Source organism: Erwinia wuhanensis, assembly GCF_030484085.1.
GTDB classification, from domain to species: Bacteria; Pseudomonadota; Gammaproteobacteria; order Enterobacterales; family Enterobacteriaceae; genus Erwinia; species Erwinia aeris.
Genome location: NZ_JAUJUH010000003.1, coordinates 68,427 through 90,105, shown reverse-complemented (window position 1 = coordinate 90,105; position 21,679 = coordinate 68,427). Strand labels below are relative to the sequence as shown.

Sequence of the window (21,679 nt, the reverse complement as noted above, 5' to 3'; positions counted from 1 at the left end):
TCAATCCGGACTTTTAAAAGTGGGGAACCAGGTTCGCCTTCTGGATGTTACTCAGCGCGAACACTTCGTCGTTACCCTCAACGGCAACGGTTACCATTTCACCATCTACGGATTTAATGATTCCCTGCCACTTGCGGCGGTTCTGTACGGCCATACGCAGCACCAGGCTTACTTCCTCGCCGGTGAATCGCGCGTAGTGCTCTGCGGTAAAGAGTGGGCGCTCAAGGCCTGGCGAGGAGACTTCAAGGTTATAAGCCACGGTGATGGGATCTTCAACATCAAACACCGCGCTGACCTGGTGGCTGACATCAGCACAATCATCAACATTGATGCCATCTTCACTATCAATATAGATGCGCAGCGTAGATGTGCGACCGCGAACGAACTCAATGCCAACCAGCTCGTAGCCCAGCGCTTCTACCGGTGCCGTAATCAGCTCTGTTAATTTTTGCTCTAATGTGGACAATCCCACCCCCAAGACATAAAAAAAGGGCTTAATAGCCCAGTATGCTGTTTCCTGATAACAAAAAACCCCGATAAATCGGGGCTTTATGCGACTGGACCCTGTACGCCATAAATGGCGGTTCGGCACAATCCATAGAATTTTTTTCAAAATTCGCTGTTAGCGCCGTGCAATGCATACAGTATATTTGAAAAAGAACTCTAAGGGAAAGTGGTTGCGGGGGCCGGATTTGAACCGACGACCTTCGGGTTATGAGCCCGACGAGCTACCAGGCTGCTCCACCCCGCGTCCGAAAACGTGGCAAATACTACGCCGATCTTGCATAAAATGCAAGCAAAACTGAGATTTGGTACCGAGGACGGGACTTGAACCCGTAAGCCCATGCGGGCACTACCACCTCAAGGTAGCGTGTCTACCAATTCCACCACCACGGCACTAAAAGGTTGCGACTTTTTCTTTTCTGTCGCGTCGAAATTTACAGCTTACTGTGGGATATCGCTACCCGGCGCGGCCGGTTTCGCTGGCTGACTCTGCTGCTGTGCAGGCTGAGACAGATTTTCCCACTCGCTTCCTTTCTGCGTTTTGTTGCTGTTCAGGTTGCCCAGGATCAGACTGATTACAAAGAACAGCGTCGCCAGCACTGCGGTCATACGGGTCATAAAGTTGCCAGAACCGTTAGAGCCGAACAGCGTTGCTGAAGAACCTGCACCGAACGATGCGCCCATATCAGCGCCTTTACCTTGCTGCAGCATGATCAGACCTACAAGGCCGATTGCCACAATAAGGAAAACTACCAAAAGAGCTTCGTACATAATCAACCTGTTTCCTTGCGCGTTATCGCGCATTTAAGCTTCAAAACCAGTGAGCAGATAGCGTTGTCGCTACCCATCAGAAGCGGGTGTGAATACTAACCAAAGCGGCCTGATTGCGCAAGGGCAATTTAGCACGGCCACGTCAATTGCAGAAAAAAGCGGCAAAAGCGACGACAAAGCTGAAAAAAGCGCCAACTATCACACGGCTACGACGCTTTCAGCCGGGCACCCTGTCGTGCCCGGCCCGGTTATTATTTGCCTCAGACAGCCTTGACCGCATCGGCAATGCGGTGTGCCAGCGACGTGACCTGCGCTTCGTCTTCGCCTTCCACCATCACGCGGATCAGCGGCTCGGTGCCCGATTTACGCAGCAGGACGCGACCACGCCCTTTCAGTTCTTTTTCCGCTTCGGCCGTCACCGCTTTCACCTGCGCATCTTCCAGCGGATCGGTTGCGCCGCTAAAGCGCACGTTCACCAGGATCTGCGGCAGCAGCTTCATGCCGCTGCACAGGTCGTGCAGGCTCATATGGTTGCGTACCATGGCAGTGAGTACCTGCAAACCTGCCACAATGCCGTCGCCGGTAGTGGTCTTGTCCAGCAGGATAACGTGACCGGAGTTTTCCGCGCCCAGCCGCCAGCCTTTCTCCTGCAGCTTCTCCAGCACGTAGCGGTCGCCCACTTTCGCCCTGGCGAAAGGAATGCCCAGCTGTTTCAGCGCCAGCTCAAGCCCCATATTGCTCATCAGCGTGCCTACCACGCCGCCGCGCAGCTGGCCCTGGCGCAAGCCTTCGCGAGCCACGATATAGAGGATCTGATCGCCGTCGACCTTTTCACCCAGGTGATCGACCATCATGATACGGTCGCCGTCGCCGTCATAGGCCAGCCCGATATCGGCTTTTTCAGCCAGTACGCGAGCCTGCAGCTGGCGAAGATCGGTTGCGCCGCATTCCTTGTTGATGTTCATTCCGTCCGGATTGACGCCAAGGGTAATAACTTCCGCCCCCAGCTCGCGCAGCACGTTTGGCGCAATGTGATAGGTGGCGCCGTTGGCGCAGTCCACCACGATTTTCAGGCCGTTCAGGCTCAGCTCGCTGGGGAAGGTGCCTTTACAGAATTCGATATAGCGGCCTGCGGCATCCACAATACGGCTGGCGCGTCCCAGCTCGGCAGAGTCAACGCAGGTAATGGGCTTTTCCATTTCCGCTTCAATCGCTTCTTCGACCTCATCCGGCAGCTTGGTGCCGTCGATCGAAAAGAATTTGATGCCGTTGTCGTCGAAAGGGTTATGCGACGCGGAAATCACAATACCCGCTTCCGCGCGGAAAGTGCGGGTCAAATAGGCGATAGCGGGCGTCGGCATTGGGCCGGTAAAAGCGGCTGACAAACCTGCCGCCGCCAGGCCTGCTTCCAGCGCGGATTCCAGCATGTAGCCGGAAATACGCGTGTCCTTACCAATAATAATTTTTTTTGAGCCGTTGCGCGCCAGCACTTTGCCTGCCGCCCAGCCCAGCTTCAGAACGAAGTCTGGGGTAATCGGCGTTTCGCCGACCTTGCCACGAATGCCATCTGTACCAAAATATTTACGGTTGCTCATGCTACTTTTCCTTCGCTGACAGTGTCGCCTCGACGACGCGCATCGCCTCAACGGTTTCTTTAACATCGTGAACGCGCAAAATATGCGCGCCCTGCATAGCGGCAATAACCGCGCAGGCCAGGCTGCCCGTCAGCCGCTGCGTCGGCCCGACGTTCAACAGCTGCCCAATCATACTTTTGCGTGACATGCCGACCAGCAGCGGCAGCCCAAAGCGGTGAAAATCGGCCAGGTGCGCTAACAGTTGGTAATTGTGGGAGAGATTCTTACCGAAACCGAATCCCGGGTCGAGCAGCAGCTGCGTTTTTTTGATCCCCGCCGCCTCGCAGCGAGCGATCTGCTCCACGAAGAAGGCGTCCACTTCCTGCAACAAATGACGATACTGCGGGGACTGCTGCATCGTTTTAGGATCGCCCTGCATATGCATCAGGCAGACCGGCAGCCCCGTCTCTGCCGCCGCTTCCAGCGCGCCGGGTTTCTGCAGGGAGCGGATATCGTTAATGATATGCGCGCCAGCCTTTGCGGCTTCCCGGATAACCTCCGGGCTGGAGGTATCCACAGAGATCCATACCTCAAAGCGCTGCGAGATAGCTTCCACAACGGGGATAACGCGCGCCAGCTCCTGTTCAACGCTGACCTCATCCGCTCCAGGACGCGTAGATTCGCCGCCGATATCAATGATGGTCGCGCCAGCGTTAATCATGCCGTTAGCGTGCGTCAGGGCCTGCACTAAATCGTTATGCTTGCCGCCGTCCGAAAAAGAGTCCGGCGTCACGTTCAGAATGCCCATAACGTGAGGATGAGTCATATCGAGCACGGAATCTCGGGCGTGAAGCTTCATGGCGGCGGTTCTCCTTCAGTGTGGTGAGATAATCATAAAAAAAAACCCCGGTCATCGCCGGGGTTTGTTGTTGCTCGGTCACGCTTACATGGTGTTACCAGGGTTTGGCGTACGCGGTTCGTCGACCGGACGCGGCGCCTTAGGCGTACCGTTGTCAGAGCTGCTGCTGCCCGGATCTTCCCAACCGGCTGGCGGACGCACTTCGCGGCGAGCCATCAGGTCGTCGATCTGAGGCGCATCAATGGTTTCATACTTCATCAGCGCGTCTTTCATCGCGTGAAGGATGTCCATATTCTCGTTCAGGATACGGCGGGCGCGCTGGTAGTTGCCTTCGATCAGCGCTTTCACTTCCTGATCGATAATGCGTGCCGTTTCATCAGACATATGCTTCGCTTTCGCGACGGAACGTCCCAGGAACACTTCGCCCTCTTCTTCCGCATAAAGCAGCGGACCCAGCTTCTCGGAGAAGCCCCATTGCGTAACCATGTTACGTGCAATGGAGGTCGCTACTTTGATGTCGTTAGACGCGCCGGTAGACACATGCTCTACGCCATAGATGATCTCTTCCGCCAGGCGGCCGCCGTAAAGCGTGGAGATCTGGCTTTCCAGCTTCTGACGGCTGGCGCTGATAGCATCGCCTTCCGGCAGGAAGAAGGTCACGCCCAGCGCACGGCCACGTGGAATAATCGTGACTTTGTGTACCGGATCGTGTTCTGGCACCAGACGGCCGATAATGGCATGGCCCGCTTCGTGATAAGCGGTAGATTCTTTCTGCGCTTCCGTCATCACCATGGAGCGACGTTCCGCACCCATCATGATTTTGTCTTTCGCTTTCTCGAACTCAACCATTGAAACCACGCGCTTGTTGCCGCGGGCGGCAAACAGAGCGGCTTCGTTCACCAGGTTCGCCAGATCGGCACCGGAGAAGCCCGGCGTACCGCGTGCGATAACCAGCGCATCAATGTCGGTAGCCAGCGGCACGCGACGCATATGCACTTTCAGGATCTGCTCACGGCCACGCACGTCTGGCAGACCGACCACAACCTGACGGTCGAAACGGCCCGGACGCAGCAGCGCAGGGTCAAGCACGTCAGGACGGTTAGTTGCCGCGATGACGATAATGCCTTCATTGCCTTCAAAGCCGTCCATCTCAACCAGCATCTGGTTCAGCGTTTGCTCACGTTCATCGTGACCACCGCCCAGACCCGCGCCGCGCTGACGACCTACCGCATCGATCTCATCGATAAAGATGATGCACGGCGCCGCCTTCTTGGCTTGTTCAAACATATCGCGTACGCGGGATGCGCCCACGCCGACAAACATTTCAACGAAGTCAGAACCGGAGATAGTAAAGAAAGGCACTTTCGCTTCACCCGCGATGGCTTTCGCCAGCAGGGTTTTACCGGTACCCGGAGGACCGACCATCAGCACGCCTTTTGGAATTTTACCGCCCAGCTTTTGGAAACGGCTCGGCTCGCGCAGGTATTCCACCAGCTCGGCGACTTCCTCTTTCGCTTCGTCACAGCCTGCAACGTCCGAAAACGTCGTCTTGATCTGATCTTCCGTCAGCATACGGGCTTTGCTTTTGCCGAAGGACATCGCGCCCTTGCCGCCGCCGCCCTGCATCTGACGCATAAAGAAAATCCACACGCCGATCAATAGCAGCATCGGGAACCATGAAATGAAGATGGAAGCCAGCAGGCTTGGCTCTTCAGGCGGTTCGCCTACCACTTTGACATTTTTGGTCAACAGGTTATCGAGCAACTTAGGATCGTTGACGGGGATGTAGGTGGTGTATTTGTTGCTGTCTTTTTTGACAACGTTGATTTCACGCCCGTTAATACGTGCCTCGCGGACCTGATCCTGGTTCACTTCCGACAGGAAGGTTGAGTAATCAACCCTACGGCCATTTGACTCGCTGGGCCCAAAGCTCTGGAAGACCGACATCAGCACGACTGCGATGACTAGCCAGAGAATCAGGTTTTTCGCCATGTCACTCAAGGGATTAACCTCTTATTACAACTGTGTTAACAGACAGCGTAGGGTACTATAGTTTGCGCCCTGTCGCTACAATGTACACTTCACGTGAACGAGAACGTGAAGCGTCCGGCTTACGAATTTTCACTTTCGTAAACAGGGAGCGAATTTCCCGGAGGTAATCTTCAAAGCCATCTCCCTGAAACACCTTCACTAAAAAACTGCCGCCGGGTGCCAGAACGTCCCGGCACATCTCCAGCGCAAGCTCAACCAGATACATTGACCTTGGAATATCTACCGCCGGCGTTCCCGTCATGTTGGGCGCCATATCGGACATTACTACCTGCACTTTGGTATCGCCAACGCGATCCATAAGCGCTTTCAGCACCAGTTCATCACGAAAATCGCCCTGAAGGAAATCGACGCCGACGATAGGATCCATCGGCAGGATATCACAGGCAATCACGCGACCTTTTGATCCAATTTGCGTCACCACATATTGAGACCATCCGCCTGGCGCCGCACCGAGATCGACAACCGTCATCCCCGGCTTAAACAGCTTGTCACCCTGCTGTATTTCATCAAGTTTAAACCAGGCGCGCGAACGCAGCCCTTTTTTCTGCGCCTGCAGCACATATTTATCGCTAAAGTGTTCCTGTAGCCAGCGGCTGGAACTGGCCGAACGCTTTTTACCAGTCATACAATTTCCAACTATGATTCAACGTATGCGATAAATAAACCGCACAAATCAGCATGCCGATTTGGTGATATACCCGAGATGGCGGTAGAATGACCCGTTTTCAATCCCAATGTAAGTAAAAAATACGATGAATCTGAGTACCAAACAAAAACAGCACCTGAAAGGACTGGCCCATCCGCTGAAGCCTGTCGTGATGTTAGGCAACAACGGTCTGACCGAAGGGGTGCTGGCCGAAATCGAACAGGCACTGGAGCACCATGAGCTCATCAAGGTAAAAATCGCGACGGAAGACCGTGAGACAAAAACCCTGGTGGTAGAGGCTATCGTGCGCGAAACCAAAGCCGCAAACGTGCAGGTTATCGGCAAGACGCTGGTGCTGTACCGTCCGACGAAGGAACGTAAAATCGCTCTTCCTCGCTAAAAGCTAGCCGCAGAAGAAAGTGACACGCTCGTGATGTCAGGAAAAGGCCGCAAAGCGGCCTTTTTCTTTTCTTTACACTATGTCTGAAAAATAGCTTAAGAGTAAATCAGATATACTCTATTTTCAGAATTTCATACTCAACGTCGCCGCCCGGCGTTTTGATGATGGCCACATCATCCACTTCTTTGCCGATCAAACCGCGCGCCATCGGCGAGTTAACAGAAATCAGATTTTGTTTAAAGTCCGCTTCGTCATCGCCCACGATACGGTAGGTCGACTCCTCATCCGTGTCCACGTTCAATACGGTAACGGTAGCGCCAAAGATCACGCGACCATTCGCATTCATTTTAGTGACGTCAATCACCTGAGCGTTGGACAGCTTGGCTTCGATTTCCTGAATACGACCTTCACAGAAGCCCTGCTCTTCGCGTGCGGCGTGGTACTCTGCATTTTCTTTCAGGTCGCCATGCTCGCGTGCTTCCGCGATAGAAGCAATAATTCTGGGGCGTTTAACGGTTTTCAGCTCTTCAAGCTCTTCGCGCAGTCTCTCGGCGCCCCTTAGCGTCATCGGAATCTGATTCATCTCAATACCTCGTCAACTGATCCTGTGCAAAATTTTCGTCATCCTGACAGGTAAGTGCAGAAAAAGCGTTCTGCGGCGCTTGCCACTGATTTACAAACGAAAGAAACCTGGCCCGGAGGAAACCCAGGGCCTGGTGGTTTTGCATTTTGATACGTATTTTACCCCAGAGTTCCCTATGGGTCATCGTTTACTTTCCACCATGATGCACCGTAGTATGGCAACATCACCTGCCAGTAAACGCGAGATTATGCGATTTTCACGAATTGTTACCGGCTTAGCTTGCGCATTTATGCTGAATGCCAACGCGGCCACGGTCGAAGACTATATGCAGTATCTGCCCGATGGCGCGAATCTGGCGCTGATTGTGCAAAAAGTCGGCGCGGATACGCCTTCTATTGATTATCACAGCAAGCAGATGGCGCTGCCCGCCAGTACGATGAAAGTCATTACCGCGCTGGCCGCCCTGCTCCAGCTTGGGCCGGAATACCGTTTTCATACGCAGCTGGAAAGTAAAGGCTCCATCAGCAACGGGACGCTAAAAGGCGACCTTGTGGCGCGATTCGGCGGCGATCCGACGTTAACGCGTCAGGGTCTGCGCAATATGGTTGCCGTCTTAAAAAAGCAGGGCGTCGACCATATTCAGGGTAACCTGGTGATCGACACCTCGGTGTTCGCCAGCCATGATAAAGCGCCGGGCTGGCCGTGGAACGATATGACGCAGTGCTTCAGCGCGCCGCCCGCGGCCGCTATCGTGGATCGTAACTGTTTCTCCGTTTCGCTCTACAGCGCGCAGACGCCGGGCGAAAAAGCCTTTATTCGCGTGGCTTCGTTCTATCCGGTCAATATGTTCAGCCAGGTACGCACGCTGGCGCGCGGTTCGTCGGAAGCGCAATATTGTGAGCTGGACGTAGTGCCTGGCGAGCTGAACCGCTTTACGCTGACCGGCTGCATGAGCCAGCGCGCTGAACCTCTGCCGCTGGCCTTTGCTATTCAGGATGGTGCCAGCTACGCCGGTGCGATCCTGAAAGGAGAACTGCAACAGGCCGGTATCGACTATTCCGGGCATCTGGTGCGGCAGACGCTGGCGACGCCGCCAGCTACCGTACTGGCTGAGACGCAGTCCGCACCGCTGCACGATCTGCTGAGGATTATGCTGAAGAAGTCGGACAATATGATTGCCGATACGGTGTTCCGCACCATTGGTCATGAGCGTTTCGGCGTTCCCGGCACGTGGCGAGCGGGTTCTGATGCTATCCGTCAGATCCTGCGGCAAAAAGCCAATATCGATATGGGCAACAGCATTCAGGTGGATGGTTCCGGCCTGTCACGTCACGACCTGATTTCGCCCGATACCATGATGCAGGTGCTGCAATACATTGCGCAAAACGATCAGCAGCTGAACTATATTTCTATGCTGCCGCTGGCAGGCTACGACGGTACGCTGCGCTATCGCGGCGGTCTGCATGAGGCGGGCGTGGACGGCAAAGTCTCGGCGAAAACGGGATCGTTACAGGGCGTGTATAACCTGGCGGGCTTTATTACCACCGCCAGCGGCAAGCGGGTCGCCTTTGTGCAATATCTTTCGGGCTATGCGGTGCCGCCGCAGAATTTCAAGCAGCGTCGCATTCCGCTGGTTCGCTTTGAAAGCCGCCTTTATAAAGATATTTATCAGAATTACTAAGATTAAGGGCGGGATTATCTCCCGCCCTTTTTATCAAAAATGCGTATTCAGACTCATATAATAAGTCCTGCCTGACTCGTTAAAGGTATTGGCGCCTGCGCCATACATATAGGCGCCGGTCGTCGAATTACCTGTGGTTTGCGCATTGCCTTCGCGGAAGTGACGCTTATCAAACAGGTTATCGATACCGACGGTCACGCTGGCGTACTTATTCACATCATAGGTGCCGCTAAGTCCCAAAATGGAATACGGGCTGACCGTGGATTTTTCTGTTCCGCTTACCGCTTCTCCCTTGTAGTTATACTTCTTCGGCGTCTGCCGACCGTACCAGGTAAAGGTGGTTTGCAGCGACAGATCCTGCGTCGCCTGCCAGGAGAGCGTCGAATTCAGCGTATATTCCGGGATAACAGACAGGCGATCGCCCGTGGTTTTGTTTTTGCTTTGCAGCATATAGGTCAGGTTATTGTTCCAGCTGATGGCTTCCGTCACCGGCAGGTTCACCGTTCCTTCCAGCCCTTCCACCACGGCTTTTGGCACGTTTTCCCATTTGTAGATGTCGGTGCTGCCGGTAGAGCCTGTCGGCACGTAACCCGATTCGATCTTGTCGCGGTAGTCGTTGCGGAACCAGGTCAAACCGGCCTGATAGCCCTCATGCTTATACTCCACGCCCACTTCTTTATTGATGCTGGTTTCGGCTTTAAGGTCGTCGTTACCCATCAGGTAGCAGGCGCCAGCGCTGTCGGCACAGCCCTGACCACGGCTGTAAAGCACGTAGTTCGGGTTGGTTTGGTAGAGGCTCGGCGCTTTATAGGCTCTGGCGATCCCCAGCTTCAGCGTAAAGTCGTCCGCCAGGATCTGCGAAAGATTCAGCGACGGGCTCCAGTTATTGCCGACGATGCTGTGATGATCGAAGCGCAGCCCCGGCACCAGCGTGGTGCTGTCGGTCAGTTCCATATTGTCTTCCGCAAACAGCGAGAAGATTTCTGCCGAGGAGTAAGGGCTGCGGTTGCTGCTGCTGATGCCGTCGATAGCGCCGCCAGAGAGCGCCTGAGTATTAGAGGCGCCATCCTTCATATGCTGCTGGTTCCATTCGGCGCCAAACGTCGCGGTCTGGTTAACCAGAAACTCAAAGGGCACGCTGACTTCGCTGTGCAGCAGCACGTCGTTGAGCTCGATAGTGGAGAACCCGCTGTCTGAGAAGATCCCTTCCGTACCGCCTGCCAGTCCTTCGTTCATCCGCGAGTTGCGCGTATTCTCATACTGAGCATAGCTGCGCGTGCTGACGCCATTATCCCAGACGCCGGTCCAGGTGACCGCATAGTCCTGACGATAAAGGCGGTTGGTTTCGTCGCCGTATTTGCTCTGCACCAGCGCGCTGGTATTGGTGTTTTGGGTATCGCCTGCATAGAGATTACCCTGACGGCTGTAGCCCGCGCTGAACTCCAGGTTCTGATTGGTCGCAAACTCCCAGCGCAGCTTACCGTGTATATCTTTATTCACCACGCCTTCGCGTCCCGCCGGAACGGTATCGGCATAGGTGCCGGTGCGCAGCGACTGATGACCTTCGTTAATAAACTGCGCGTCCGCCTGCGTCTTGCTCAGGTTGCCCCACAGCGAGAAGCTGACATCATCGCCCATCGGGCCGCTCAAAGAGAAGTTAGAGCGTTTGGTGGAGCCTTCGGATTTATGCTCCGGCATATTCAGGTAGGTGTTCCAGCTGCCGTGCCACTCGTTGCCGGTCTGTTTGGTGATGATATTCACCACGCCGCCCGCCGCGCCGTTGCCATAGCGTGCCGCCGCCGGGCCGCGGATCACTTCGATATGGTCAACCATTTCCGGCGGCACCCAGTTGGTATCGCCACGCGTGTCGCGTTCGCCGCGCCAGCCCAGACGTACCGAGTTGCGGCTGGCGACCGGCATTCCGTCGATCAGGATCAGCGTATTTTCTGGCCCCATACCGCGAATGTCGATCTGACGATTATTGCCGCGCTGGCCGCTGGTGGAGTTGCCGGTAAGGTTAACGCCCGGCATGGTACGGATGATTTCAGAAAGATCGCGTGAAGGCGGACGTTTTTTGATTTCCTCGGCGGTGATGGTGGATACGCCCGGCGCCTGCAAGTTCTGCTGCTCCGCCGTGACCATCAGGGTGCCGCCTTCCGCATCGACATGTCCGCCGGAGGCCGCCGCCGCGGGCGCCCCTGCTTCAGCGTTAGTTTGGGTGCTATCGTCCGCCGTTGCGCCTGCCATTGCGCCCAGGCCAAGCAAAATTGCCAGTGAGAGTCTTGATAATGTGTTCAACGTTCTCATTCCCTGTAGATCCGCCTCCGCCAGTCTCTACAGAGGCAAGTAGATAAATAAACAGGCGTTGCTGTCCGCCCACGCCTGGTTTGCGGTACGCACGGGCGTCTCTGACCAGGCGGCCATACATTATTTCAAATGCAAACAATTATCAATTCGATTGTTTGTCGTATTCTTATTAGCGTGATGATTTTGTGAGCAGGCAGGAAAACGCAGCGGAGAGCGGATGCCTTCGCGGACGCGAAGGCATGAAAAACTATTTGCCGGAAAACAGCTGTTCCAGGCGGGTCAGGACATTGTTGGCGCTGTAGTAGTCCAGCCGGAAGCTGTCTTCGCCCAGCGCATAAACCTGCCTGTTTTTTACCGCCGGGGAGTTGGCGACCAGCGGCTCGGCCAGCAGCGCCGCCTGCTCTTTATCACCTGCGGCAAACATCAGCACGGACCGCCCCGTCAGGCCGGTGACCAGATTTTCTCCGCTTATGGGAATAATATCACGACGCTTAAGGCGCTGGCTGGCCTGGCGTACCACGGCCGTCGGCTCAGCCAGGGTAAAGCCCAGCGATCCCAGTAGTTTTCCCTGGGCAGATTCCGGCGTCCAGAGATTGACCAGATGGATATGAGGATTATAAACCAGCGCGGAGACGGGCTGCGGCGGCAGTTGCAGCTTCGCTTTGACCTCTTTCTCCCGCTGCGCGTAGCGTTGAATCGATGCCTCCGCCTCGGTTTCTTTGCCTGTGGCCTGCGCCAGCACGCGCTCTACTTCCTGCCAGCTTTTATCGTCGTAGTTAACGACCAGCGTCGGCGCCAGCGCGGCCAGACGATCGTAAAACGGCAGCGCGGAGTCGTTCCCCGTCGCGCTGACGATAATCAGATCCGGATTTTCTGCGGCAATCGCTTCAAGGTTAGGTTCGCCGCTGTAAAGGCGCTTAACGCCCTTCGCCGCCGCCACGTTCCCCCACTGACGGAAAAATCCCTGGCCGTCGGCGATACGATGGCCTGGCATGGTGGCACCGCTGGCGATAACCGGCGCGTCTATCGCCAGCAGCGAGCCGGTCAGCGTCACGCTGGTAGAGACAATCCGTTCAGGCTGCTTCTTTAGCACCATTTCGCCCTTAACGCTGGTGATATGCCGTGGCCAGCCTTCTTCGGCACGCGCTGCACCGCTCGACAGCAGCGAGAGAGCAAAAATTATCAGGGGAAACATTCGGATGGGAGTACGCATGGATCAACTCATTCAGACGGGGCAAAGCGCGGGGCTTCGCGAAGGATCGGATAGAGCAGATGATAATGATTATCTTTATTAGCGGGAAGAAATAATTACTGCTGCGAAGGTCAACGCTCATGAAGCTGGGTTCCTGCTCAGTGAGACTGCCATCGGTACTCCGTGCGGTTCCCATAACAGAAAGGGCGCCAATTGGCGCCCTTCAGGGATTAACGCTGGTAGATGATTTCGACGCCTTCGTCGTCTTCGTCATCCCAGTCGTCGTCCCAGTCATCGTCTTCTTCTACCGCCGTTTCAGCTTCTTCCAGCTGCTGGCGATGATAGTCGTCCCACATGAACTCCACTTTTTCCGGCTGCTTCTCTTCCACTTCCGCCTCTTTTGGATTGGCGTTCAGGAAGGACATCACGTCCCAGCAAAGCGGCGTTACGCCAACGCGGTTGGCGGCAGAAATCAGATAGTATTTATCCGTCCAGCCCAGCGCATCGGCAATGGATTTCGCACGGGATTCCGCTTCTTCCTGATCCAGCAGGTCGACCTTGTTGAAAACCAGCCAGCGAGGCTTATTAAAAAGCTTCTCGCTGTATTTTTCCAGCTCGCCCAGAATGATGCGGGCGTTTTCTACCGGATCGGTTTCATCAATTGGCGCCAGGTCGATGGTGTGCAGCAGCACGCGGCAGCGCTCAAGGTGCTTAAGGAAACGAATACCCAGACCTGCGCCGTCAGAAGCGCCTTCAATCAGGCCCGGAATGTCGGCGATCACAAAGCTTTGCTCGCTGTCCATACGCACCACGCCCAGGCTAGGTACCAGGGTGGTAAACGGATAGTCGGCTACTTTAGGCTTCGCGGCGGAAACGGCGCGGATAAAGGTGGATTTACCCGCGTTCGGCAGGCCCAGCATTCCGACGTCGGCCAGCAGCATCAGCTCCAGCTGCAGATCGCGCTTCTCGCCCGGCGTTCCCATAGTTTTCTGACGAGGCGTACGGTTAACGGAAGATTTAAAGCGGGTGTTCCCCAGGCCGTGCCAGCCGCCTTTCGCGACCATTTGCAGCTGACCGTGCTTCATCATATCGCCCAGCGTTTCGCCAGTGCCCTGATCGATGATACGGGTGCCGACCGGCACTTTAATAATAATGTCTTTACCGCGTTTACCGGTGCAGTCGCGGCTCTGACCGTTCTGCCCGCGCTCGGCACGGAAAGATTTTTCAAAGCGATAATCGATAAGGGTGTTCAGGTTCTCGTCGGCCTGCATATAGACGTCGCCGCCATCACCACCATCGCCGCCGTCCGGGCCGCCTCTGGGAATATATTTCTCACGACGGAAACTGACGCAGCCATTGCCGCCATCACCCGCAGCAACGAGGATCGTCGCTTCATCAACAAACTTCATGTTACTTCTCCGTAAATCATTTGCCCGCTGCTGGCAGGATGATCCGTCGTGGCTCGCAGGCCTTATGACGGCTGTCCGGGGGCGCAGCCCTCGCGTCATTTCCAGACAGGGGATCCGCCTTAAGACATCATGCAGCTGAATACAAAGTGTACAGCAAAGGGTTTTACTGGCAACCTGATTGGCGCGCCAGATGCAGAATGTAAAAAGCCCCGCAATCATAGCGGGGCTTTTTGATTCGCTGCTGAAAGCGGTATCAGGTACCGCCTTCAGGCACGAAAACCTTACTCAGCAACGATGCTGATGTATTTACGGTTGTTCGGGCCTTTCACTTCAAACAGGACCTTGCCGTTTGCCGTAGCAAACAGGGTGTGGTCACGGCCGCAGCCTACGTTGGTGCCCGCGTGGAATTTGGTGCCACGCTGACGAACGATGATGCTACCTGCCAGAACGCTTTCGCCACCGAAACGCTTAACGCCCAGGCGTTTTGCGTTGGAATCGCGGCCATTTCGAGTGGAACCGCCAGCCTTTTTATGTGCCATTTGTCAGATCTCCTCTTAGGCGCTGATGCCAGTGATCTTCACATCAGTGAACCACTGACGGTGACCCTGCTGCTTACGGTAGTGTTTACGACGACGAAACTTAACAATCTTAATTTTGTCGCCACGACCGTGAGCAATAATTTCTGCTTTGATCACGCCGCCTGAAACTAAAGGTGCGCCGATCGTTACTTCTTCGCCGTTGGCAATCATCAGAACCTGGTCGAATTCAATCGTTTCGCCGGTTGCGATGTCCAGCTTTTCCAGGCGAACGGTCTGACCTTCGCTCACTCGGTGTTGTTTACCACCACTTTGGAAAACCGCGTACATATAAACTCCGCTCTCGCGCTTGCCGTCTTGAGTTCAGGCTGCGCTATAAATATTCACAATAGGGCGCGAATTCTACGCAACTTCGCACGCGATGACAAGTGCCAGGTAGCGGGTATTGCAGAAAAAAAACGCAAAGCACAGCCAAATGTTTCACAGTCGCCATTTTCAAGTACAATCTGTTATACATTACATGCCGCAGGCACGGGTAAAGACGCTTATCATAGCCGCAAAGTGGGCAATAGCTGAAAAGACTGATGAACTTAGAACAGATAAACGAACTCACCGCGCAGGACATGGCGGACGTCAATGCAACCATACTCGAGCAGTTGAATTCTGAGGTTTCCCTCATCAATCAGCTGGGTTACTACATCATCAGCGGTGGAGGCAAACGCATCCGCCCAACGATCGCCGTTTTGGCCGCGCGCGCGCTGAATTACTCCGGTAAACAACATGTTACCGTAGCAGCCCTGATAGAATTCATTCACACTGCCACCCTTCTGCACGATGACGTGGTGGACGAATCGGATATGCGCCGCGGCAAAGCCACCGCCAACGCTGCTTTCGGCAATGCGGCCAGCGTGCTGGTCGGCGATTTTATCTACACGCGCGCTTTTCAGATGATGACCAGCATTGGTTCGCTGCGCGTGCTGGAGCTGATGTCGGAAGCGGTTAACGTGATAGCGGAAGGCGAAGTGCTGCAGCTGATGAACTGTAACGATCCCGATATTACCGAAGAGAGCTATATGCGGGTGATCTACAGTAAAACTGCTCGCCTGTTTGAAGCCGCCGCCCAATCTTCCGCTATCCTGGCCGAGGCCACGCCGGAGCAGGAAAAGGCGTTGCAGGATTATGGCCGCTATATCGGCACCGCTTTCCAGCTTATCGACGATCTTCTTGATTACAGCGCCGACGGTAAAACGCTGGGTAAAAACGTTGGTGACGACCTTAGCGAAGGCAAACCAACCTTACCGCTGCTGCACGCCATGCGTAACGGCACGCCGGAGCAGGCAGCGATGATCCGCAGCGCGATTGAGCAAGGTAACGGTCGCCATCTGCTGGAACCCGTACTGGAAACCATGCAACAGTGCGGCTCGCTGGCCTGGACACGGGAATCGGCAGAACGCGAAGCAGACAAGGCCATCGCCTGTCTGAATGCCCTACCGGAATCGCCGTGGCGCAGCGCGCTGGAAGCGCTGGCGCATATGTCGGTGCAGCGCGAATTTTAATCCCTGAGCGCGGTCAGCCGCGCTTTTTCCCTTCTGTACAACGCCTCCTGGATCCCTTTTTGTAATGTAATGCATCACGCTGTTACGTAACTTTTGCGCATTACGCCTCAAAAACAAAACGCTGCTTAAATTTTATTGGAAATATCTTAGCGATTATTGTTATAAATCTGACTGCGATATTTAAAGGCTAACGCCTTAAATATTCACATCATGTTCGCAATCCCTGCCGTAGAGACGGCAATGTTGCGTCCTGATGTTTCCAGAAATAGCGATGCGTCCATGGAGGAAAAAGCAGATGCTAGAGAAGAAAGCGGACTGGCATAACGCGGATATTATTGCAGGTCTGAAAAAGAAAGGCACCACGCTGGCCGAGGTATCACGAGAGGCCGGATTAAGCTCGTCCACGCTTGCTAACGCGCTGTTCAGGCCGTGGCCTAAAGGCGAATGGATTATCGCCAATGCCCTGAACATCCATCCGGCCGAGATCTGGCCCAGCCGCTATTACGATCCTGTCACCCATGCCCTGCTCGACCGTAAAAAGCTTATTCGCTCATAAAGAAAAGGCGGTAGATTTCTACCGCCCCGTTGCCAGTCAGCTTCAAACGGCGTTATTCGTCGCCGCTTACGCGCTCGATATTAGCGCCTAACGCTTTCAGCTTGTCTTCGATGTGCTCATAACCGCGATCGATATGGTAAATACGATCCACAATCGTGGTGCCTTCCGCGATGCAGCCAGCCAGCACCAGGCTTGCGGAAGCGCGCAGATCGGTGGCCATGACCTGAGCGCCGGACAGTTTCTCCACGCCGTGGCAGATCGCCGTATTACTTTCAATTTCCGCATGCGCGCCCATACGGATCAGCTCCGGTATGTGCATAAAGCGGTTTTCGAAGATGGTTTCGGTGATCACGCCCGTGCCTTCCGCCACCAGATTCAGCAGGCTGAACTGCGCCTGCATATCGGTTGGGAAGCCAGGATGCGGCGCGGTGCGGAAGTTGACCGCTTTTGGCCGCTTGCCGTGCATATCCAGACTGATCCAGTCCTCGCCGGTTTCGATATCTGCTCCCGCTTCACGCAGCTTGGCCAGCACCGCGTCCAGCGTAGCCGGCTGCGTGTCGCGGCAGACAACTTTACCGCCGGAAATCGCGGCGGCGATCAAGAAGGTGCCGGTTTCAATACGATCCGGCAATACGCGATAAACGCCGCCGCCCAGGCGCTCAACGCCTTCGATAGTAATGCGATCGCTGCCGGCACCGGTGATTTTCGCGCCCAGCGTATTCAGGAAGTTCGCCGTATCGACGATTTCCGGCTCGCGGGCGGCGTTTTCAATCACGGTGGTGCCGGTAGCCAGCGTGGCGGCGCTCATGATGGTGACGGTTGCGCCTACGCTGACCTTATCCATCACGATGTGCGCGCCTTTCAGGCGGCCGTCGACGGACGCTTTAACATAGCCTTCTTCCAGCTTGATCTCGGCACCCAGCTGCTCAAGGCCGGTAATGTGCAGATCGACAGGACGCGCGCCGATAGCGCAGCCGCCAGGCAGAGAAACCTGCCCCTGACCGAAACGCGCCACCAGCGGGCCAAGCGCCCAAATCGAAGCGCGCATGGTCTTTACCAAATCGTAAGGCGCGCAAAAAATATTGACGTTGCTGGCATCCAGGTGCACCGAGCCGTTACGCTCCGCTTTTACGCCCAGCTGGCTCAACAGCTTCATGGTAGTATCGATGTCCTTAAGCTTCGGGACATTCTGAATTTCTACGGGATCGGACGCCAGCAGAGCAGCGAAAAGAATCGGCAGCGCAGCGTTTTTAGCACCGGAAATGGTCACTTCCCCGCTTAAACGGGTCGGGCCCTGCACACGAAATTTATCCATTAAACCTGCTCTCAATTAATCAGCAATAGAGTACGGCCGCTTCACCGCCCGAAGCGATGAAAACGGCGACTTAAAAACCGTTCAGCTTACGGTCACGTGCCCATTCTTCCGGCGTATAGGTTTTGATGGACAGCGCGTGAATACGGTTGTCGGCAAGATAGGCCGCCAGCGGCGCGTAAATCGCCTGCTGCTTTTTCACGCGGCTCAGTTCACCAAACATCTCGCCTACGGCGATCACCTGAAAGTGGCTGCCGTCGCCGGTTACAATGGCTTCCTGCAGCGGCAGCGCGGCCATCAGCACGGATTGGATTTCACTAGTTTCCATGGGATTTTCTAAATTCGGTTGAGGATAAACAGGCCTACATAGTAGTGGAAAGCGGAGCTATCTTAAACAGGCAAAAAAGCCTCCGCGTGTGCAGAGGCTTTTTCATCAGGAACGGGCGCGGGCCGTCAGCGTTCGGCGGTAATAAACTGCTGCAGATTATACAGCGCGATCAGCGAACGCAGTTTGTCGGTAATACCGGTAAATCCCGGCGCTTTCCCCTGCCCCAGCGCGATCTGACGCAGGTGCACCAGCAGCGCCAGCCCGGCTGAATCGACTCTGTCCAGCGCGGAGACATCAATGGTATCAATCTGTTTCATGACCGTTTCGCGCTGCTGCCACAGTGCGGCCAGCGTTTCCCGCTCCAGCTCGCCCGCCAGATGCAGGCGGTTGCCCTCGATGCGCCAGTTAAGCTGATCCATTACTGCTGCTTGTCCAGCGTAATCGGCTGGCTGGCCGCGTTTTTCAGCACGTCAGTCAGGCCGTCGACGCCTTTCTGACGCAGAATGCCCGCCCACTCGTTCTGCTTGGTGGAGATCATGCTGACGCCTTCCGCGATCATATCGTAGGCCTGCCAGTCGCCGGTGCGGCTGTTCTTACGCCACTGGAAGTCCAGGCGAACCGGCGGGCGGCCGTTAGGATCGATGATGGAGACGCGGATGGCAATAATATTGGCATCGCCATAGGGCTGCTCAGGTGCGATCTGGTAAGTCTGACCGTGGTAGAGCGCCAGCGCCTGGCCGTAAGCCTGCGCCAGGTAGTCGCTAAAGGCTTTGAAATAGGCTTCGCGCTGGGCAGGCGTCGCTTCTTTGTAGTAACGTCCCAGCACTAACGCGCCGGCATATTTAATCTGCACATAGGGCAGCAGCTCTTCACGCACGATTTGGCGCAGGTAGTTGGGATCCTGCTTGATTTTAGGCTGCTCGTTTTTAAGACGGGTAAAGGTTTTCTCCGCCGCCTCGTTCATCAGCTTGTAAGGGTTGGTCTGGTCGGCGGCAGCGTTAGCCGCGACCGGGGCGATGATTAACATGGCCACCATCAGGAAACGTTTAAACATTACTGCTCCTCTTAAGGGTTAGTCGCTGCGGCCGGGGCAGGCTCGCCGCCGTTCTCCGGCGCCGCGTTTTTACTCTCGTTACCGTTGCCGCTCTTATACAGGAACTGGCCTATCAGATCTTCCAGCACCATTGCCGACTTGGTGTCCTGAATGGTGCTGCCATCCTTAAGCATAGCCGTTCCCATCTCCGGATCGTCAAAACCGACGTTGAGCGCCAGATACTGTTCGCCCAGCAGGCCAGAGGTTCTGACCGCCAGCGAGCTGGTATCCGGCAGCTGATTATATTTGTCTTCGATATCCATCGAGACGCGCGGCAGATAGGTTTTCTCATCCAGGCCGATATCCGTCACGCGGCCAATCACCACGCCGCCGATTTTCACCGGCGAACCGCTTTTCAGCCCGCCGATATTGTCAAAGGTAGCGTAGAGCCGCCAGGTGGGTTCGCTGCCCAGGGATTTCAGATCCGCCACGCGCAGGCAGAGAAACAGCGCCGCGCAAAGCGCCAGCAGTAAAAAGACCCCTACCCAAATTTCGCTTTTTTTCGTTTGCATCGAATCAGTTCCCAAACATCAGTGCTGTCAGCACAAAATCCAAACCGAGCACAGCCAGAGAAGCATGTACTACAGTACGCGTCGTCGCCCGGCTAATGCCTTCAGAAGTCGGCACGGCATCGTAGCCGTTAAACAGGGCAATCCAGGTGACGGTAAAGGCGAAAACGGCGCTTTTGATCACGCAGTTGACGATATCGGTACGGATATCCACGGCGTTTTGCATCGCCGACCAGAAAAAGCCGCCGTCGATGCCTTTCCAGCTGACGCCCACGATAGCGCCGCCCAGAATACCTACCGCGACGAAAATCAGCGTCAGCAGCGGCACACTGATAAAACCGGCCCAGAAGCGAGGAGAGATAATCCTGCGCAGCGGATCGACCGCCATCATCTCCATGCTGGAGAGCTGCTCGGTCGCCTTCATCAGACCGATTTCCGCCGTAAGCGCCGAGCCTGCCCTGCCGGCAAACAGCAGCGCCGTGACGACCGGCCCCAGTTCGCGCAGCAGCGACAGCGCCACCAGCATCCCCAGGCTGCTGTCGGCCCCGTAGGTATTCAGCACCAGGTAGCCCTGCAAACCCAGCACCATGCCGATAAACAGGCCGGAAACCACGATAATCAGCAGCGACAGCACGCCAATGCTGTACAGCTGCTTGATCACCAGCGGCGCATGTTTGCGGAAGCGGGGAATGCCTATCAGCGCGTGAAAAAGCATCAGCCCGGCGCGGCCAAACGAGGCGCAAATATTGATCCCCTGACGTCCGACGGACGCCAGTGCACGTAGTAACATCAGATTAACTCCCTGAGCCGGTTAGATCCTGCAGATAGTCGCCTGCGGGAAAACGAAAAGGAACCGGGCCGTCGGCGATGCCGTCGATAAACTGGCGAACCCGGGCATCTTCATTTTCATGCAGCGCGCTGGCCGTTCCCTGAGCGATAACTTTCTGTCCGGCGATAATGTAGGCGTAGTCGGCAATGCTCAGCACTTCCGGCACGTCGTGTGAAACCACAATGCAGGTCATGCCCAGCGAGTGGTTCAGCTCGTCAATCAGCTTGACCAGCACGCCCATGGTGATCGGGTCCTGCCCGACGAAAGGTTCGTCGAACATAATCAGATCCGGCTCCAGCGCGATAGCTCTGGCCAGCGCCGCGCGCCGCGCCATGCCGCCGGACAGCTCGGAAGGCTTTAGCTGAGCCGCGCCGCGCAGGCCGACGGCTTCCAGCTTCATCATCACCGTGCTGTGCAGCAGCGCGGGCGGCAGCTGCGTATGTTCGCGCAGCGGCCAGGCGACGTTGTCAAACACCGTCAGATCGGTAAACAACGCGCCGGACTGAAATAACATGCTCATTTTTTTACGCGCTTCGTAGAGACGCGAGCGCGAAAGCGCGGGGATATTTTCCCCGTTAAACCAGATTTCGCCGGCATCGGGACGCAGCTGACCGCCGATCAGACGCAGCAGCGTGGTTTTACCAATGCCTGAAGGGCCCATAATGGCTGTGACTTTCCCTTTCGGCACCGTAAGCGAGATGTTATCGAAAACCGGGCGATCGCCGCGAGCGAAGCTGACGCCCCGAACGTCCACCAAATTCGTCTCCGTCTGGCTCATTGTGACCTCTTATCCTCTTTTCCAGGCATTTCATCCTCTACCGATGGTAACGTATAACCAGCGGAACTGGACACTTTTACAGAAACTTATCCGTCTGACGTAGCGAAAGTTGGCATAAGTTTTACTTTTTGCTTTCAGACCGTCAAAATCAGCGCGTTCGCGGCCATTTTACCGGCCCGTTTTGCTCGTCGTGCAAGGCAAGCC

General features: G+C 55.5%; 23 protein-coding genes and 2 tRNA genes. 4 read left to right on the top strand and 21 right to left on the bottom strand.

What is annotated here, in order from left to right:
- Window positions 1–13: 13 nt before the first annotated feature.
- From rimP to rlmE, 8 genes are all read right to left on the bottom strand, one after another.
- Entirely contained in the window at window positions 14–466 is a 453-nt protein-coding gene (gene rimP, locus QZH36_RS08205; RefSeq protein WP_148101243.1) for a ribosome maturation factor RimP, read from the bottom strand.
- A gap of 208 nt (window positions 467–674) precedes the next feature.
- Window positions 675–751 (bottom strand) — tRNA-Met (locus QZH36_RS08200).
- A gap of 59 nt (window positions 752–810) precedes the next feature.
- Window positions 811–897, bottom strand: a tRNA-Leu gene (locus QZH36_RS08195).
- 48 nt (window positions 898–945) lie between these two features.
- Entirely contained in the window at window positions 946–1,275 is a 330-nt protein-coding gene (gene secG, locus QZH36_RS08190) for a preprotein translocase subunit SecG (protein WP_253457917.1), read from the bottom strand.
- Between the two features lie 260 nt (window positions 1,276–1,535).
- A complete protein-coding gene (gene glmM, locus QZH36_RS08185; RefSeq protein ID WP_253457915.1) occupies window positions 1,536–2,870 on the bottom strand; it encodes a phosphoglucosamine mutase in 1,335 nt (444 codons plus the stop codon).
- A gap of 1 nt (window position 2,871) precedes the next feature.
- Entirely contained in the window at window positions 2,872–3,708 is an 837-nt protein-coding gene (gene folP, locus QZH36_RS08180) for a dihydropteroate synthase (protein WP_253457912.1), read from the bottom strand.
- A gap of 84 nt (window positions 3,709–3,792) precedes the next feature.
- Complete coding sequence (gene ftsH, locus QZH36_RS08175; RefSeq protein WP_253457909.1) at window positions 3,793–5,700, bottom strand: ATP-dependent zinc metalloprotease FtsH; 1,908 nt, start codon at window positions 5,698–5,700, stop codon at window positions 3,793–3,795.
- A 55-nt stretch (window positions 5,701–5,755) separates the two neighbouring features.
- Window positions 5,756–6,385 carry a 23S rRNA (uridine(2552)-2'-O)-methyltransferase RlmE gene (rlmE, locus tag QZH36_RS08170; RefSeq protein WP_125287108.1) on the bottom strand — a complete coding sequence of 210 codons (630 nt, stop codon included), beginning with the start codon at window positions 6,383–6,385 and terminating at the stop codon, window positions 5,756–5,758.
- Between the two features lie 127 nt (window positions 6,386–6,512).
- Between rlmE and yhbY the strand changes: the two genes are divergently transcribed.
- Window positions 6,513–6,806, top strand: a complete 294-nt coding sequence (gene yhbY / locus QZH36_RS08165) for a ribosome assembly RNA-binding protein YhbY (RefSeq protein ID WP_125287107.1) — start codon at window positions 6,513–6,515, stop codon at window positions 6,804–6,806.
- Window positions 6,807–6,912: 106 nt separating this feature from the next.
- Here the strand turns inward: yhbY and greA are convergent, their stop codons facing one another.
- The gene (gene greA, locus QZH36_RS08160; RefSeq protein WP_125287106.1) at window positions 6,913–7,389 is read right to left on the bottom strand and encodes a transcription elongation factor GreA; all 477 of its coding nucleotides are present in this window, start codon (window positions 7,387–7,389) and stop codon (window positions 6,913–6,915) included.
- Between the two features lie 247 nt (window positions 7,390–7,636).
- Between greA and dacB the strand changes: the two genes are divergently transcribed.
- Window positions 7,637–9,070: a serine-type D-Ala-D-Ala carboxypeptidase gene (gene dacB / locus QZH36_RS08155; RefSeq protein WP_301730152.1), complete on the top strand. Its 1,434-nt coding sequence runs from the start codon at window positions 7,637–7,639 to the stop codon at window positions 9,068–9,070.
- Between the two features lie 33 nt (window positions 9,071–9,103).
- Here the strand turns inward: dacB and QZH36_RS08150 are convergent, their stop codons facing one another.
- The 5 genes from QZH36_RS08150 to rplU all read right to left on the bottom strand — a co-directional run bounded on the left by QZH36_RS08150 (window position 9,104) and on the right by rplU (window position 14,844).
- Complete coding sequence (locus tag QZH36_RS08150; RefSeq protein WP_301729954.1) at window positions 9,104–11,368, bottom strand: TonB-dependent siderophore receptor; 2,265 nt, start codon at window positions 11,366–11,368, stop codon at window positions 9,104–9,106.
- Window positions 11,369–11,624: 256 nt separating this feature from the next.
- Window positions 11,625–12,590, bottom strand: a complete 966-nt coding sequence (fepB, locus tag QZH36_RS08145) for a Fe2+-enterobactin ABC transporter substrate-binding protein (protein WP_301729953.1) — start codon at window positions 12,588–12,590, stop codon at window positions 11,625–11,627.
- 209 nt (window positions 12,591–12,799) lie between these two features.
- Window positions 12,800–13,978 (bottom strand): Obg family GTPase CgtA, encoded by a 1,179-nt coding sequence (cgtA, locus tag QZH36_RS08140; RefSeq protein ID WP_301729952.1) that lies wholly within the window; start codon window positions 13,976–13,978, stop codon window positions 12,800–12,802.
- Between the two features lie 281 nt (window positions 13,979–14,259).
- On the bottom strand, window positions 14,260–14,517 hold the full coding sequence (rpmA, locus tag QZH36_RS08135) for a 50S ribosomal protein L27 (protein WP_012666719.1): 258 nt from the start codon (window positions 14,515–14,517) through the stop codon (window positions 14,260–14,262).
- A 15-nt stretch (window positions 14,518–14,532) separates the two neighbouring features.
- A complete protein-coding gene (gene rplU / locus QZH36_RS08130; RefSeq protein WP_125287102.1) occupies window positions 14,533–14,844 on the bottom strand; it encodes a 50S ribosomal protein L21 in 312 nt (103 codons plus the stop codon).
- Window positions 14,845–15,098: 254 nt separating this feature from the next.
- Between rplU and ispB the strand changes: the two genes are divergently transcribed.
- Both ispB and QZH36_RS08120 read left to right on the top strand, forming a co-directional pair.
- Window positions 15,099–16,070 (top strand): octaprenyl diphosphate synthase, encoded by a 972-nt coding sequence (ispB, locus tag QZH36_RS08125; RefSeq protein ID WP_253457897.1) that lies wholly within the window; start codon window positions 15,099–15,101, stop codon window positions 16,068–16,070.
- 295 nt (window positions 16,071–16,365) lie between these two features.
- A complete protein-coding gene (locus tag QZH36_RS08120; protein WP_253457894.1) occupies window positions 16,366–16,626 on the top strand; it encodes a helix-turn-helix domain-containing protein in 261 nt (86 codons plus the stop codon).
- Between the two features lie 52 nt (window positions 16,627–16,678).
- Here QZH36_RS08120 and murA read toward each other — a convergent pair whose 3' ends face one another.
- The 7 genes from murA to mlaF all read right to left on the bottom strand — a co-directional run bounded on the left by murA (window position 16,679) and on the right by mlaF (window position 21,475).
- A complete protein-coding gene (murA, locus tag QZH36_RS08115) occupies window positions 16,679–17,941 on the bottom strand; it encodes a UDP-N-acetylglucosamine 1-carboxyvinyltransferase (RefSeq protein ID WP_253457891.1) in 1,263 nt (420 codons plus the stop codon).
- A gap of 70 nt (window positions 17,942–18,011) precedes the next feature.
- Window positions 18,012–18,266 carry a BolA family iron metabolism protein IbaG gene (ibaG, locus tag QZH36_RS08110; RefSeq protein WP_125287098.1) on the bottom strand — a complete coding sequence of 85 codons (255 nt, stop codon included), beginning with the start codon at window positions 18,264–18,266 and terminating at the stop codon, window positions 18,012–18,014.
- 125 nt (window positions 18,267–18,391) lie between these two features.
- Complete coding sequence (gene mlaB, locus QZH36_RS08105) at window positions 18,392–18,685, bottom strand: lipid asymmetry maintenance protein MlaB (protein ID WP_253457888.1); 294 nt, start codon at window positions 18,683–18,685, stop codon at window positions 18,392–18,394.
- Window positions 18,685–19,320, bottom strand: a complete 636-nt coding sequence (gene mlaC, locus QZH36_RS08100; protein ID WP_253457885.1) for a phospholipid-binding protein MlaC — start codon at window positions 19,318–19,320, stop codon at window positions 18,685–18,687. The genes mlaB and mlaC overlap by 1 nt, the downstream gene beginning before the upstream one ends.
- 11 nt (window positions 19,321–19,331) lie before the next feature.
- The gene (gene mlaD, locus QZH36_RS08095; RefSeq protein WP_125287095.1) at window positions 19,332–19,871 is read right to left on the bottom strand and encodes an outer membrane lipid asymmetry maintenance protein MlaD; all 540 of its coding nucleotides are present in this window, start codon (window positions 19,869–19,871) and stop codon (window positions 19,332–19,334) included.
- 4 nt (window positions 19,872–19,875) lie between these two features.
- Complete coding sequence (mlaE, locus tag QZH36_RS08090) at window positions 19,876–20,658, bottom strand: lipid asymmetry maintenance ABC transporter permease subunit MlaE (RefSeq protein WP_301729951.1); 783 nt, start codon at window positions 20,656–20,658, stop codon at window positions 19,876–19,878.
- 4 nt (window positions 20,659–20,662) lie between these two features.
- Window positions 20,663–21,475, bottom strand: coding sequence for a phospholipid ABC transporter ATP-binding protein MlaF (mlaF, locus tag QZH36_RS08085; protein WP_125287093.1), 813 nt, complete (start codon window positions 21,473–21,475; stop codon window positions 20,663–20,665).
- Window positions 21,476–21,679 lie beyond the last annotated feature (204 nt).